This is a genomic window from Janibacter terrae NBRC 107853 (assembly GCF_001591405.1).
GTDB classification, from domain to species: domain Bacteria; phylum Actinomycetota; class Actinomycetes; order Actinomycetales; family Dermatophilaceae; genus Janibacter; species Janibacter terrae.
The window spans coordinates 367,860-382,268 of the sequence record NZ_BCUV01000002.1 but is presented as its reverse complement, the minus strand read 5'-3'; the positions used below and the strand labels follow the sequence as shown (position 1 = coordinate 382,268).

Annotated in this window: 11 protein-coding genes; 5 read left to right on the top strand and 6 right to left on the bottom strand. The window is 72.8% G+C overall.

Features of this window, described 5'->3' with window-relative positions; genetic code table 11:
• Positions 1-6 precede the first annotated feature (6 nt).
• Positions 7-2,097, bottom strand: coding sequence for a hypothetical protein (locus tag JT1_RS01910; protein WP_169701793.1), 2,091 nt, complete (start codon positions 2,095-2,097; stop codon positions 7-9).
• A 49-nt stretch (positions 2,098-2,146) separates the two neighbouring features.
• Between JT1_RS01910 and JT1_RS01905 the strand changes: the two genes are divergently transcribed.
• Positions 2,147-2,866 (top strand): TIGR03089 family protein, encoded by a 720-nt coding sequence (locus tag JT1_RS01905; RefSeq protein ID WP_068322100.1) that lies wholly within the window; start codon positions 2,147-2,149, stop codon positions 2,864-2,866.
• Positions 2,867-2,897: 31 nt separating this feature from the next.
• Here the strand turns inward: JT1_RS01905 and JT1_RS01900 are convergent, their stop codons facing one another.
• On the bottom strand, positions 2,898-4,526 hold the full coding sequence (locus JT1_RS01900) for a peptidoglycan-binding domain-containing protein (RefSeq protein ID WP_068322094.1): 1,629 nt from the start codon (positions 4,524-4,526) through the stop codon (positions 2,898-2,900).
• A 274-nt stretch (positions 4,527-4,800) separates the two neighbouring features.
• On the opposite strand from JT1_RS01900, the gene JT1_RS01895 reads away from it, so the two are divergent.
• Both JT1_RS01895 and JT1_RS01890 read left to right on the top strand, forming a co-directional pair.
• Positions 4,801-5,610 (top strand): CoA transferase subunit A, encoded by an 810-nt coding sequence (locus tag JT1_RS01895; protein WP_068322086.1) that lies wholly within the window; start codon positions 4,801-4,803, stop codon positions 5,608-5,610.
• Positions 5,611-5,612: 2 nt separating this feature from the next.
• A complete protein-coding gene (locus tag JT1_RS01890) occupies positions 5,613-6,251 on the top strand; it encodes a 3-oxoacid CoA-transferase subunit B (RefSeq protein ID WP_068322083.1) in 639 nt (212 codons plus the stop codon).
• A 69-nt stretch (positions 6,252-6,320) separates the two neighbouring features.
• On the opposite strand, the gene JT1_RS01885 is transcribed toward JT1_RS01890, so the two are convergent.
• Together JT1_RS01885 and JT1_RS01880 are read right to left on the bottom strand one after the other, a co-directional pair.
• Positions 6,321-8,483 carry a SpoIID/LytB domain-containing protein gene (locus tag JT1_RS01885; RefSeq protein WP_068322080.1) on the bottom strand — a complete coding sequence of 721 codons (2,163 nt, stop codon included), beginning with the start codon at positions 8,481-8,483 and terminating at the stop codon, positions 6,321-6,323.
• Positions 8,484-8,502: 19 nt separating this feature from the next.
• Positions 8,503-9,483, bottom strand: a complete 981-nt coding sequence (locus JT1_RS01880) for a glycosyltransferase family 2 protein (RefSeq protein WP_428832176.1) — start codon at positions 9,481-9,483, stop codon at positions 8,503-8,505.
• Between the two features lie 93 nt (positions 9,484-9,576).
• Between JT1_RS01880 and JT1_RS18805 the strand changes: the two genes are divergently transcribed.
• Both JT1_RS18805 and JT1_RS01870 read left to right on the top strand, forming a co-directional pair.
• Positions 9,577-10,959, top strand: a complete 1,383-nt coding sequence (locus JT1_RS18805; protein ID WP_255218226.1) for an LCP family protein — start codon at positions 9,577-9,579, stop codon at positions 10,957-10,959.
• A 59-nt stretch (positions 10,960-11,018) separates the two neighbouring features.
• Positions 11,019-11,879, top strand: a complete 861-nt coding sequence (locus JT1_RS01870; RefSeq protein WP_068322074.1) for a 3-hydroxybutyryl-CoA dehydrogenase — start codon at positions 11,019-11,021, stop codon at positions 11,877-11,879.
• 15 nt (positions 11,880-11,894) lie between these two features.
• On the opposite strand, the gene JT1_RS01865 is transcribed toward JT1_RS01870, so the two are convergent.
• Complete coding sequence (locus JT1_RS01865; RefSeq protein WP_068322071.1) at positions 11,895-13,073, bottom strand: acyl-CoA dehydrogenase family protein; 1,179 nt, start codon at positions 13,071-13,073, stop codon at positions 11,895-11,897.
• 52 nt (positions 13,074-13,125) lie between these two features.
• Positions 13,126-14,301 (bottom strand): nucleotide sugar dehydrogenase, encoded by a 1,176-nt coding sequence (locus JT1_RS01860; RefSeq protein ID WP_218005544.1) that lies wholly within the window; start codon positions 14,299-14,301, stop codon positions 13,126-13,128.
• Positions 14,302-14,409 lie beyond the last annotated feature (108 nt).

Sequence of the window (14,409 nt, the reverse complement as noted above, 5' to 3'; positions counted from 1 at the left end):
CCGGGGTCATCGCGGGACGCGTCCCGTCCACACGGTGAGGCGCAGCGGGTCGAGGCGCTCGGGGCGCTCGGTCAGCACGTGCGGGTCCTCCATGAGCGTGGTGTCGAGGACGGTGCGCACGTCGGTCGCGCCGAGCCGCTGCAGGGTCTGCGGCTCTCGGTGCGCGACGAGCAGCACCCGTCCGCCGCGGGCCCGGACCCGCTCGTCGAGCCGCTGCGCCGCGGCGAGCACCCGGTCGGGGTCGTCCCGCAGGCGGCCGGTGGTGGCGATCGCCGGGACGCCGCACATGCCGCGGGTCACCTGCGTCCAGTGGTTCACGGCCCAGTCGTCGACGGCGAGGACGACGTCGCCGGGCTCGAGCGCCGCGCAGTAGGTCGCCGCCGCGGCGAGCCCTCCCTGCTCCACGCGCTCGGAGCGGTGCGGCCACGTCGCGAGGGCGGTCGGCACGGCGGTGACGGCGAGGAGGGCGACGAGGACCGCTCCCCCGATGACGGAGCCACGACGGTGCCGCGCCTGCCGGGCCGCCCAGGACGCCCCGGCGACCGCGAGCACGAGCGCGAGCGGGAGCGCGACGAGCAGGCGACGGTCGGCCCACGGGTGGTCGGGGGTGATCCCGGGACGGACGAGGGTGAGCAGGGTCGAGCCGGTGGCGACGACGAGGGCGGCGCCCCAGGCGGGCAGGCGCCCTCCCCCGGTCCACCAGCGACCGAGCACGTGGGCGAGCGCGGCGAGGGTCACGAGGGCGACGACGAGGGTGCCCGGCCCGACCCACCAGGCCAGCCAGTCGACGGAGTGCTCGGCGTAGGTGCGCCCGCCGTCGACGGGCAGGCCGAGCTCGGCCTGCATCCGCGCGACGTACATCGCGCCGGGGTCGCGCGGGTCCTGACGGGTGACCTGCACGAGCGGGCGGAGGGAGAGCAGCACCCCGACGAGGACCACGCCCGCGGCGAGGAGCACCGGGAGGCGGGTGGACAACCACAGGGGCACGGACCACCCGCGGCGGGAGAGCCGCAGCAGCCCCCAGCAGCCGAGGGACATGAGCACGACGAGCCCGACGAGCGGGACGAGCGAGCTGCCGATCTCGCCCAGGTAGCGCCAGCTCATGACGCCGGCGACCGCGAACCCCCCGAGCGTCGTGCCGACGGCGCCGACGAGCAGCGGCCGGGCCCAGCCGCGCCCGCGGGCCAGGAGCAGGGCGGCGACGGGGATGAGGAGCATCGTCTCCCGGAGGGCATCGATGCGCACGATCGAGGTGCCCCCGACGAGGGCACCGGCGAGGAGGGCGGCCGAGCGGGTCCAGGCCGGCGGCACGTCGCCGACGGGAGCGTCCTCGGCCGCGCGGACGAGCAGGGTCAGGGCGAGGAACCCCGCCCCGAGGGTCAGCGCGGCGAGCGGCTCGGAGTAGGTGGACCGGGCGGTGTGCAGCCACGGGAAGCAGGCGCCGACGAGCACTGCGGCCGGCGCGGCGGCGAGCGGTGAGACGGTCCGCGCGACGAGCAGCCCGAGCGCGAGGAGGGCGAGGCCACCGGCGACGGCCGGGGCCCACAGCGTGGCGGTGGCTCCCCCGGCCCACCACGGCAGGGAGTACGCCACGGCGGGGCCGGGCATGAACTGCGGCTGGACCGTGGGGTCCTCGGGCGACCCCGTCCCGTAGAAGGCCGGAGCCTCGAGCGTCAGCCCCTCCTCCCTCAGCGTCTCGGGGCCACCGATGCTCTCGGGATCGATCGCGACGGGTCGGCTGCCGGTCTCGGCGAGGTAGATCGTCGCCTGCAGGTAGCTCGCCGAGTCACGCCGTGGGAGCACCTGCTCGGAGTGGGTCACGCCGGTCCACACGGTCACGGCGAGCACGCCGACGACGAGCGCGGCAGCCGGGACGGGACCGAGGCCGGCACCAGCCGGCCGGGGCACGGCGCGGGACAGGCGCACGGCGACCGCGGCGGTGACGACCGCCGCCGCCCACCCGATCACCGGGACCCACACCCCGAGCCGGGCGAGGACCGCCCCGAGGAACCCCAGGAGCACGAGCCAGAGCCCGGCGCCGACGACGACCCGCTCGAGCGCCGGGGCGAGGTCACGGCGTGGGGTCGGGGTCGTCACGGCCGCCACGGTATCCGGCGCGGGTGACCTCCCTTCGTAGGCTGGGTCCATGCCGACCCCCGCCGACGTCCTCGCCGCGATCAACGCCGCCGACTCCGCCGCCCCGCGGATCACCTGCTACGACGACCTGCCCGGCCCGACCGCCGGCGAACGCGTGGAGCTGTCCGGGCGCGTCCTGGGCACCTGGGTGAGCAAGGCGGCCAACGCCCTGCAGGAGGAGTGGGACATCGAGCCCGGCTCCGTCGTGCACGTCGCGATGCGGCCGCACTGGCGGCTGCTCTACTGGGCCTGGGCGGTGTGGTCCGTCGGCGCCGTCCTCGACCTCGAGGACCCGGCCGCCGCCGACCTCGTCGTCACCGACGACCCGGAGCGGCTCCCGGACGACGGCCCCGCCGTCCTCGTGACCCGGGCCGCCCTCGCCCGCTGGGCCGCGGTCGAGGTCCGTGACGGTGTCATGGACGAGGCGGCGGAGCTCGCCTCGCACGGCGACCACTTCACGCCCTGGGCCGAGCCCGAGGGCGACGACGTCGCGCTGCGGGTGGGCGGCGAGCAGGCCACCTACGCACGCGTCGTGAGCACCGGCGGCAGCACGGTCGGGAGCACCGGGTCGAAGGGGGCGCGCGTCCAGCTCGTCGACCCCTCTCCCGAGGCGCTGCTGCGCACCGCCCTCGCCGTGTGGTCCGAGCACGGTTCGCTCGTCGTGCACCTCGGCCAGGATGACGAGGCGACCCTCGCCCGCCGGGCACGCAGCGAGGGCGTCACCGCCTGATCGGCGGCGACGCCCTCGTCGGGCATGCGGGTCAGCCGGCGCGTCGGGCGCGGACCTCGCGCTCGAGGGCCTGCCAGGTCACGCCGCCCACGTAGCCGGTGCGGGCCAGGCCGTGGCGCCCCTGCAGCGCGCGCACGGCGTCCCGCGTCGAGGTGCCGAAGGCTCCGTCGGCCCGGACGCCGAGGTAGGTCTGCAGCACCTTGACCGGGTAGCCCGTCGACCCCGGCTTCAGGACCGTCCTGCGGTACTGGAGGAAGGGGTACTCCCGGGCCTCGAGCGCGTCCCAGGTCTTCCCGTCGACCACGCCGGTCGCGGACAGGCCGGCCGCGCGCTGGAAGCTGCGGACCGCGCGGGCCGTGCCGCTGCCGAAGGCACCGTCGACGGCGACGCCGCCGAGCGCGCGCTGCAGCACCTTGACCGAGCCGCCGCGTGCACCGCTGGCCAGCACGGTCGACTTCACCGCAGCGAACTGGGTCTTGGTGACGACGACCGCGCCCGTGGGGGCGGCCGGCGCCTTGGGGGAGGCGACGGTCGGGTGGTGGACGTGGTCCTTCTCGGGCTCCGGCTTCGGCTTCGGCACGGTGCCGTTCTTGACGTAGGGCACGCCGGCCAGGGCCTTCCACACGTTCTGCGTGACGAAGCCGTCGACCCGCAGCTGCCGGTCCTTCTGGAAGTTGCGCACCGCAGTGTTGGTCGCGGGGCCGAAGGTGCCGTCGACCTTGAGGCCGAGGACCCGCTGGAGGGCCTTGACGGCCTCGCCGGTGGAGCCCAGGCGGATCGAGGTCTTCATGTGCGGGGCGAGGTCGCCGCCCTGGTCGGAGCCGCGGGCGGGGATCTTGCCGAGGAGGACCATCCGGTTCCACGTGGCGTCGTCCAGGACGCCGGTGACCTTGACGCCGTTGGTGCGCTGCCAGGTCTTCAGGGCCGTCTGGGTCGCCGGGCCGAAGGCACCGTCGGCGGTCACGCCGATGACCTCCTGGGCGAGCTTGACGTCGGGGCCGGACGAGCCGACGCGCAGGGTCGGGTACTCCGTCGGGTCCGGGATCGGCATCGAGGGGCCGCCGGGGGTCGTCGTGACACCGGTCCACGCCTTGCCGGTCCACCAGGACGTGCGCTGCATGGCGCCGTCCCAGCTGAAGCTGAAGTGGATGTGGTCGGTGTGCGGACTGACGCCGTTGTACGCCCGCCAGCCCGTGCTCATCTGGTAGGTCCCCCAGATCTGGCGGTTCCAGATGATGTACATGACACCGAAGCGGCGGGCCATCGCCGCCGGCCGTCCCTCGGAGTCGGGCGCGAGCAGCCAGGCGATCACGCCGTCGGCCACGGCGCGCTCGTGCGGGTCGTAGGCGTTGAGCATCCAGTCGAGCGCGCGGCCCTCGGAGTGCTCGGTGAGCCCGTAGTTGCACGCCCGCGAGATGCCGTAGTTGAACTCGTCGTAGTGGTTGGCCATGAGCCGCGCGAAGGCGGTCACACCGGGCTTGGGATCGGGGTCGCACACCGACTGCGGGATGTACGGCGAGGCGACGTCCAGCTCTTTCGGCAGGTTGCGGTTGACCGGCGGCGGCGGGACGTCGGCGGAGCGTGCGACGGCGGACGTGGCGATGGGGAGGGTGAAGGCCGGGATGAGAGCGGCGCCAACCAGGCGGACGGAACGTGACACGCAGGTGCTCCTTGGTGGAAGCGGGCAGGGGAACCCGATCAGGGCGGTGGCGACCCTCGTCCGATCACACGCGTCACAGCGCTCACAGACATCAGGCCAGTCACTCTTATTCCACGAGTCACACCAGACACGCCAGACCCACTGGTGGAATTACGTCCCTGTGGTTCACCGCCGTGACCGGCGGCGACGCACGGGTGGGGCGCACCCCCTTCGCCCGGGACGGTGTGTGCCGAGCACACCCGCGCCGCCTCCCCGGACCTCTAGGGTGACGCCCATGGACAAGGTCATCTCCACTGCTACCGAGGCCGTCGCGGACATCCGTGACGGCGCCACACTGGCGGTCGGCGGGTTCGGGCTCTGCGGGATCCCGAGCGTGCTCATCGCCGAGCTGCAGGCGAAGGGGGTGCGCGACCTGGAGTGCGTCTCCAACAACTGCGGGGTCGATGACTGGGGCCTGGGCGTCCTGCTCGCCGGCGGCCAGATCCGGCGGATGGTCTCCAGCTACGTCGGGGAGAACAAGGAGTTCGCCCGCCAGTACCTCTCGGGCGAGCTCGAGGTCGAGCTCACCCCGCAGGGCACCCTCGCCGAGAAGCTGCGGGCGGGCGGCGCCGGCATCGCCGGGTTCTGGACGCGCACCGGCGTCGGCACCCAGATCGCCGACGGCGGTCTGCCGTGGCGCTACGACGCCGAGGGCAACATCTCGGTTGCCTCGCCGGCCAAGGAGACGCGCACCTTCGCCGTCAAGAGCCGCCAGGCCGACGGGAGCACGACGAGCGAGGACCACGAGTTCGTCCTAGAGGAGGCCATCGCCACCGACTTCGCACTCGTGCGCGCCTGGAAGGGCGACCGGCACGGCAACCTCGTCTTCCGCACCACCTCGCGCAACTTCAACCCCCTGTGCGCCCAGGCCGGCCGCGTGACGATCGCCGAGGTCGAGGAGCTCGTCGAGCCCGGTGAGCTCGACCCCGACTCCGTCCACCTCCCCGGGATCTACGTGCAGCGGGTCCTGCCGCTCACGCCCGAGCAGGCCGCGGACAAGCGCATCGAGAAGCGGACCGTCACGTCGACGAAGGAAGGGGCCTGACCATGGCACTCACCCGTGAGGACATGGCCGCGCGCGCGGCCGCCGAGCTCGCCGACGGCGACTACGTCAACCTCGGCATCGGGCTGCCCACGCTCGTGCCCAACTACGTGCCCGACGACGTCGAGATCGTCCTGCAGTCGGAGAACGGCATCCTCGGCGTCGGCCCCTACCCCACCGACGACGCCGTCGACGCCGACCTCATCAACGCCGGCAAGGAGACGGTCACCCTGCGCAAGGGCGCCTCGATCTTCGACTCGGCGACGAGCTTCGGCATGATCCGCGGCGGCAAGGTCGACGCGGCCATCCTCGGCGCGATGCAGGTCGCCGCCAACGGCGACATCGCCAACTGGATGATCCCGGGCAAGATGGTCAAGGGCATGGGCGGTGCGATGGACCTCGTCCACGGCGCCAAGAAGGTCATCGTCCTGATGGAGCACGTCGCCAAGGACGGCTCCCACAAGATCGTCCAGGACTGCTCCCTGCCCCTCACCGGCAAGGGTGTCGTCCAGCGGATCATCACCGACCTCGCCGTCATCGACGTCACCCCCGAGGGCCTCGTCCTGCGCGAGCTCGCGCCGGGAGTGACCCAGGAGGAGGTCGTCGACAAGACGGGCACCGATCTCGTCATCGACCTCGACTGAGCACGACCACGACGAAGGGGGCCCGGGTCACGTGACCCGGGCCCCCTTCGTCGTCCCCGCTGCGTCGCCTCAGGCGTCGCGCACCTTGACCAGGGCTGCGGAGGTCACCCTCGACGTCGACCCCATCGCCCGCACCTGCGGCCACTGCGGGCTGCGCTGCACGAGCGAGGTCACCGACCCCGGCGCCGAGGTGCCCGTGAGGACGAGGACCGGCAGGCCGTAGCCGGCGGCAGCGACCGGGTCCGAGGTGCGCGTGCTCGTCGAGCGGGCGAGGACGACGGTGTCGCCCCGGTAGCTGTTGCGGAAGTACTCCGCGATCTGCGCGGAGACGAGCGAGGCGCTCGACCCGGAGAACCGGGTCACCCGGAACCCGCGGCCGGTGAGGTCCGTGGCGACGTCGGCGGAGATGCGGCTCGTCGGGCCCAGCAGCCGGACCGTGCGGACGCCCGCGCGCTGGAGCGCGGCCCGCGCCCGCCAGCCGACCTTCGTCGCGCCGGCCCAGACGATCGGCTCTCGGCGCACGCCGGCCACGGCCGAGAAGGCGCCGGCCTCGGGCGCCGTGTCACGGGTCGAGGCGGCGGCCGTGGACACCCCGACCGTGGCCTCCATGAGGTCGACGACGGCCGCGGCCGTGGCGTCCCGGTCGGACAGGCCGACCCGCGTGACGGTGATGCCGCGTCGCTCCAGCTGGGAGACGACCGAGCTGCCGACCATGGGTGAGCCGGCGACGAGGTAGGCACGGGTGATGGTGCCCCCGCGGCGGTCGAGCTCGCGCACGGCGGACGAGGTGAGCGACGAGCGACCGCTGAGCAGCAGCGGGGCGCGCAGCGAGCCGGCGAGCGGCCGGGCCATCAGCAGGTGCGGGACGTCCGCCTCGTAGCTGCTGGCGATGACCACCGTGCCGGCGGTGCTCGGGGCGCTCTGCGCCGAGGCCGCGACCAGGTCGGCCGGTGCACTGCCCGCGACGCGGGAGATCGGCCGGTGGATCGACGCGGACGACAGCCCGAGCGCGCTCCGCATCGCGTTGCCGCTGCGGGTGCTCGTCGCCCCCGAGGAGGAGGTCGCGGTGGCCTGTCGCACCGTCTCCGCGCTCGAGCGGTCGGACAGCCGCAGCGAGACGACGTCCGGCAGGCCGAAGGCCGCAGCGACCCGGCTGCCCGTCACGGTCGTCGTCCACGAGCGCCGGGGGTTGTCCGCGGTCAGGCTCCACGGGTCCGCGACGCTGCGCAGGTAGGGCACGGGGGCGCCGCCGAGCCACACGTCCTCGTTGGCGACCGTGCGGCCGCCGGAGGACGAGGAGTACAGCGCCTCGATGACCTGGCCGCCGTACCGCGGGACGAACCCCGTGCTCGGGTCGCCCCCCACGGCCACCGCGGCACGCCAGCGCGGCCAGGCGGCCGCCTCGGCCCCGGTCGGCACCGATCCGTACACCTGGTCGCCCTGGCCGTCGGTCACGTGGCAGGCGCACGAGGAGCGGACGCCGGCGGCGACCTTGCGCAGCGCGTAGCTGCGTGCGGCGGCGGCCTGCGCCTGCAGCACCGCGTCGGGCCAGGACCACGGGACCTCACGGATCTGGTCGAGGTACTCGCTGGAGAGCTGCAGGTGCAGCACCCCCTCGAGCGTCGCCGCGCCCGGCGTCGGCGTCACGACGAAGGGGGCATGACGGTAGCGACGCCCGCCCACGGACAGGTCGGTCCGGGACTCGTCCCAGGTCACCGAGACGGAGGTGCCGGTCACCGAGGTCGGTGAGCAGGCGGAGCAGGTCGCCACGACACTGCCCGAGGAGCGGCGCAGGCTGACGGTCTGGCCCGCGGCAGAGGTCATCGTGCGCCCGCCGGCGGTGATCGTCAGCCTGCCGCCGCTCGTCCCCGTCGCGAGGCCGGCGATGCTCGCCGTGCTCGCGCCGCGCACGACGTTGACCCGGATCGTCTGGGTGTCGACCACCGCGTCGTAGGTCGTGCCCTGGTAGTAGAAGGCGAGGATCTCCCTGGCCGTCCACCCGGCCTTGGCCTGGGCGTAGGCGCCGTACTGGCTCATCCCGACCCCGTGGCCGAAGCCGCGTCCGGAGAAGGTCCACGACGACGGCACCGCGGCCGCGCCGCTGCTGGCGGTCGTGCCGGTCGTGCCGGTCACGGCGGGCGCGGCGGAGGGTGCTGCGGTGAGCAGCAGGGCGAGGGAGCCGAGGGCCGCGACGAGGGCACGTCGGAACCGCACGGACGAGAGGGGGGGCATGAGGCGTATTGTCCGCCTCTCAGCCCCGATCCGGAAGGGCTTGACCAAGTTCGGCAGGACTCGTGAGGAAACCGAGACCCCAGGCCCAGTGCATCGTGGCGATCGCGGCCGGGACCCGGACGCGCACGGCGGGGTCCTCCCCCTTCGAGATGAGCCACCCGCCGACCGTGACGGCCGCCGCGTAGCCGAGCGGCACGGCCCACGCGGGCCGCCAGACGAGACCGAGCGCACTCGCCGCGAGGGTGCCCGCGACCATCGTCGGCGGGGCGAGGTAGCGGGCGTTGGCGGTGCCCGGGTGACGCCGGGCGACGACCCGCCGCCACCGGCCGTAGCCGCGGTACTGGTCGGCGAGCCGGGCCAGGCTCGGCCGCGGGCGGTAGGTGACGACGAGCTCGGGGGTGAACCAGACCCGGCCGCCGGAGCTGCGGAGGCGGTGGTTCATCTCCCAGTCCTGCGCCCGCTCGAAGTGCGGGTCGTACCCACCCACCCGCTCGAGCGCGGACCGGCGGAAGACCCCGAGGTAGACCGTGTCCGCCTCGCCGGCACCCCCGCCCGTGTGGAATCGGGCCCCACCGACGCCGAGGGGGCTCTTCATCGCGCAGGCGATGGCGCTCTCCATCGGGGTCGTGCCGACCGCGTCCATGATCCCGCCGACGTTGTCCGCGCCGGTCTCCTCGAGGACCGCGACGGCCCGGCTCAGGTAGTCGACCGGGATCTCCGCGTGGGCATCGACGCGGGCGACGACGTCGCCGGTCGAGGCCTCGATCGCCGCGTTGAGCGCGTCGGGGGTGCGCCCGGAGGGGTTGGCGACGGTGCGCACCCGCGGGTCGGTGGCCGCGAGGCCGGCCGCCACCTCGTCGGTCGCGTCCGTCGACGGGCCGAGCGCCAGGACCAGCTCGAGCTCGCCGGGCCAGTCCTGGCGCAGGACCATCCGGACCGCGTCGGCGAGGTGGCGCTCCTCGTTGAGGACGGGCATGACGACACTGACGCGGGGAGGCACGCGCTCCAGTATGGACAAGGTCACGCGGACGGTGCCGCGGACTCGCCGCCACCGTCCTGCGCTCTCCCAGTCATTGCTCCTATCCTCGTCGTCATGTCTGAGCGCCCCTCCCGCCCCGGTCGGTCCCCCGGCGACCGATCTCCTCGACGGCGCGGCGAGGACGACCCGATGGTCTTCGACGTCCGCAGGGGTCGTCGCGACGACGAGACCGCGCGCGCCATCCCGACCGGCAAGCGGTCGCGTCCACGCCCCCAGGGGACGAAGGGGGGCGACGTCCCGACGAGCGGCCGCCCGCGCCCGCGGGGCGCGGCGTCGTCGCGCCCCGCGGCGGCCTCGTCTCGCCGGCCGGCCGAGGAGCCCCGGACGCGGGTCATGCCCGCGGGGACTCCCCCTTCGCGCCCCGTCCGTGAGGACCGTGAGACCCCACGTCGTCAGGGTCCGCCCCCCGGTGGCGGCGGTCCGCGGCGACCCGCCCCCCGGCCGGCGGGCGACGGACCGACGGGCGGCACGCGTCGCCGGCGTCCGATGCGGACCTTCCTCGCGTGCGTGCTCGTGCTGGTCCTCGTCTGGGGCGGCGCGATGGTCTGGGCGGTCAACTCCGCGTGGTCCCACGTCGCCAAGGTCGACGCGACCCCCGCCGGAGAGCGTCCGAGCGGGGGCGAGGGACGCAATGTCCTCCTCGTCGGCAGCGACTCGCGGGAGGGGCTGAGCGCGAAGGAGCGCAACCGCCTCGGCACCGGCCAGGACACCGGCGGGGCCCGCACCGACTCGATCCTCGTGCTGCACACCGGCGGCGACCGCTCGACCCTGCTGTCGATCCCGCGCGACTCCTACGTCGAGATCCCCGGGCACGGGATGAACAAGATCAACGCCGCCTTCAGCATCGGTGGGCCGAAGCTCCTCGGGCAGACCATCGAGCACAACACCGGCCTCGAGCTCGACGGCTACATGGAGATCGGCTTCGGCGGGTTCGCCCAGGTGGTCGACGCCGTCGGCGGCGTCAACATCTGCGTGAAGAACGACATGGACGACCCGAAGGCGCACATCAACCTCAAGAAGGGCTGCCAGGACATGGACGGCCCGACCGCGTTGGGCTACGTGCGGGCCCGCTACTCCGACCCCGAGGGCGACCTCGGCCGGGCCAAGCGCCAGAGGCAGTTCCTCGGCGCGCTCATGGGCAAGGTCGCGACCCCGGGCAACCTGGTCCAGCCGTGGCGGGTCCACTCGCTCGGCAAGGAGAGCGACGGTGCGCTGACCGTCGGCGAGGATGACTCGATGCTCGAGACGGCGCGCTCCTTCTGGGCCCTCCGCAGCATCGCCAAGGGCGAGGGCAACTCCGTGACCGTCCCGGTCTCCGACAACAACCTGCCGACTGCGGCCGGGTCCGCCGTGCAGTGGGACGACGCGAAGTCCAAGCAGCTCTTCGAGGACCTGCGGCAGGACCGGCCGATCACCGTGGAGCCGGACGACTCCTGACCCTCCGGGACCTGGACCTGCGTGCGTGAGTGCGCTCACACGCCGGTAGCGTGCCCTCCATGGACAACACGCTGCACAGGATCGGGGTCGTGGGATGCGGCCTCATGGGCGCCGGCATCGCGGAGGTCTGCGCGCGCGCCGGCTCCGACGTCGTCGTCGTCGAGTCGAGCCGGGAACGCGCCGACGCGGGCCGTGGTCGGATCGAGAAGTCGCTGCGCCGCGCGCAGGAACGCGGCCGGCTCGACAACGCGGACGCGGTGCTCGAGCGCGTCCGGGTCGTCACCGAGCTCGGTGAGCTCGCCGACCGCGACATGGTCATCGAGGCGATCATCGAGGACGAGGGCGCCAAGGTCGACCTCTTCAAGCAGCTCGACGAGATCGTCGAGAGCCCCGACGCGATCCTCGCGTCCAACACCAGCTCGATCCCGATCATGAAGCTCGCGACCGTCACCAAGCGCCCGGAGCAGGTCCTCGGCGTGCACTTCTTCAACCCGGTGCCGGTGCTCAAGCTCGTCGAGCTCGTCCCCTCGCTCATGACCGCCGACGAGACGCTCGAGCGGGCGCGGACCTACGTCGACGGCGAGCTGGGCAAGCGCGCCATCACCTGCCAGGACCGCGCGGGCTTCGTCGTCAACAGCCTGCTGATCCCCTTCATCCTCAGCGCGATCCGCATGTACGAGTCCGGCTTCGCCACCGCCGAGGACATCGACCAGGGCTTCGTGCTCGGCGCGGCCCACCCCCAGGGCCCGCTGGCCCTCGCCGACCTCATCGGCCTCGACACGACCATGGCCGTCGCGGAGTCGCTCTACCACGAGTTCAAGGAGCCGCTCTACGCTCCCCCGCCGCTGCTCCAGCGCATGGTCGACGCCAACCTGCTCGGCCGCAAGGTCGGGCGCGGGTTCTACACCTACGAGACCTGACGCCCGGGGCCGCGGTCAGCGTGAGGTCGGCAGGCCCTTGAGGAGCTCACGTGCCATCACGACCCGCTGGACCTGGTTGGTGCCCTCGTAGATCTGGGTGATCTTGGCGTCGCGCATCATCCGCTCGAGCGGGAAGTCGCGGGTGTAGCCCGCGCCGCCGAGGAGCTGGACGGCGTCGGTGGTGACCTTCATGGCGACGTCCGAGGCGAAGCACTTGGCCGCGGCGCCGAAGAAGGACAGGTCGGCGTCGTGGCGCTCGGACTTGGCGGCGGCGACGTAGACCATCTGGCGGGCGGCCTCGAGCTCCATCGCCATGTCGGCGAGCATGAACTGGATGCCTTGGAAGTCGGCGATGTGCTTGCCGAACTGCTTGCGCTCCTTGACGTAGGCCAGGGCCTCGTCGAGGGCGCCCTGGGCGATGCCGACGGCCTGAGCACCGATGGTGACGCGGGTGTGGTCGAGCGTGCGCAGGGCGATCTTCAGCCCCTCGCCCTCGGCGCCGATGATGCGGTCGCCGGGGACGCGGCACCGGTCGAAGTGCAGCTCGCGGGTCGGGCTGCCCTTGATGCCGAGCTTGCGCTCCTTCTCGGAGAACCCGAAGCCCTCGTCGGACTTCTCGACGACGAAGGCCGAGATGTTGTTGCCGCGCGGGCCGTCGGGGTCGGTGACCGCGAGCACGGTGTAGAGCTCGGACTCGCCGGCGTTGGTGATCCACGCCTTCTGCCCGCTCAGGACCCAGTCGTCGCCGTCACGGGTGGCCTTGCACCGCATGCCGGCGGTGTCCGACCCGGCCTCGCGCTCGGAGAGGCCGTAGCTGAACCCCTCCCCCTTCGCCAGACGCGGCAGGTAGCGCGCCTTGAGCTCCTCGGAGCCACCGAGGATCACCGGCATGGAGCCGAGCTTGTTGACGGCGGGGATGAGCGAGGAGGACGCGCAGACGCGCGCGATCTCCTCGATGATGATGCAGACCGCGAGCGCGTCCGCGCCCACCCCACCGTGCTCCTCCGCGACGTGCGCGGCGTGGAAGTCGGCCGCGACGAGGGCCTCGTTGGCCTCGCGCGGGAAGCGCGACTCCTCGTCGACCTCGGCGGCGAAGGGCTTGATCTTCGCCTCCGCGACAGCCCTCACGGCGTCACGGATCGCCTCGTGGTCCTCGGACGTACGGAACAGGTCGAAGTCTGGGTTCGCGCTCACGTCCGTGATCGTACCCGCGCCCCGTCGGCGGTTGCACAGGTGTTCAACGCGGTCAGGAGTCGGTCCCGAAGAGGTCGCGCGTGTAGACCTTGTCGGCCACGTCCTCCAGGTCGGCGGTGCGGCGGTTGGCGATGATGACGTCCGCCGTGGCCTTGAACTCCTCGAGGTCGCGCAGCACGCGGGAGCCGAAGAAGACGTCCTCCTCCATGGCCGGCTCGAAGATGACGACCTCGACGCCCTTGCCCTTCAGGCGCTTCATGATCCCTTGGATGGAGGAGGCGCGGAAGTTGTCCGAGCCGGCCTTCATGATGAGGCGGTGCACGCCGACGACCCGCGGGTTGCGGCGCAGGATGTCCTCGGCGACGAAGTCCTTGCGGGTGCGGTTGGAGTCGACGACGGCCTGCATGAGGTTCTGCGGGACGTCCTCGTAGTTGGCGAGGAGCTGCTTGGTGTCCTTCGGCAGGCAGTAGCCGCCGTAGCCGAAGGAGGGGTTGTTGTAGTGCGTGCCGATCCGCGGGTCGAGCCCGACGCCGTCGATGATCTGGCGGGTGTTGAGCCCGTGGCGGGCGGCGAAGGTGTCGAGCTCGTTGAAGTAGGCGACGCGCATCGCGAGGTAGGTGTTGGCGAAGAGCTTGATCGCCTCGGCCTCGGTGGAGTCGGTGAGCAGCACCGGGGTGTCGGTGTCCTCGGCGCCCTGGACGAGCAGGTCGGCGAAGCGCCGCGCGCGCTCGCTCACCTCGCCGACGACGATGCGGCTGGGGTGCAGGTTGTCCTGCAGCGCCTTGCCCTCGCGCAGGAACTCGGGGCTGAAGATCAGGTTGTCCGTGCCGACCGACGTGCGCAGGCCCTCGGTGAAGCCGACGGGGATCGTGGACTTGATGACCATGACGGCGTCGGGGTTGATGCGCATGACGTCGGCGACGACGCCCTCCACCGTGCTGGTGTTGAAGTAGTTGGTGTCCGGGTCGTAGTCCGTGGGGGTGGCGATGACCACGAAGTCGGCGCCGGTGTAGGCGTCGGTGTTGTCCAGCGTGAACCGCAGGTCCAGGTCGCGGTGGGCGAGGAAGTCGATGATCTCCTCGTCGTGGATCGGGCTCTGACCGGAGTTCAGCTTCTCGACCCGGCGCTCGTCGATGTCGAAGCCGACGACCTCGTTGTGCTGCGCCAGCAGGACGGCCATGGACAGGCCGACATAGCCCGTGCCGACGACGGCGATCTTGGTAGTCACGTGGTTCCTCACTGCACTTGGTTCCGGGGAAGGACGCCCCGCCGCATTATGGCCCACGCGGGTCAACACCTCGTGGCGACCCGATGGCGTGGTCCGTTGATTCCCGCG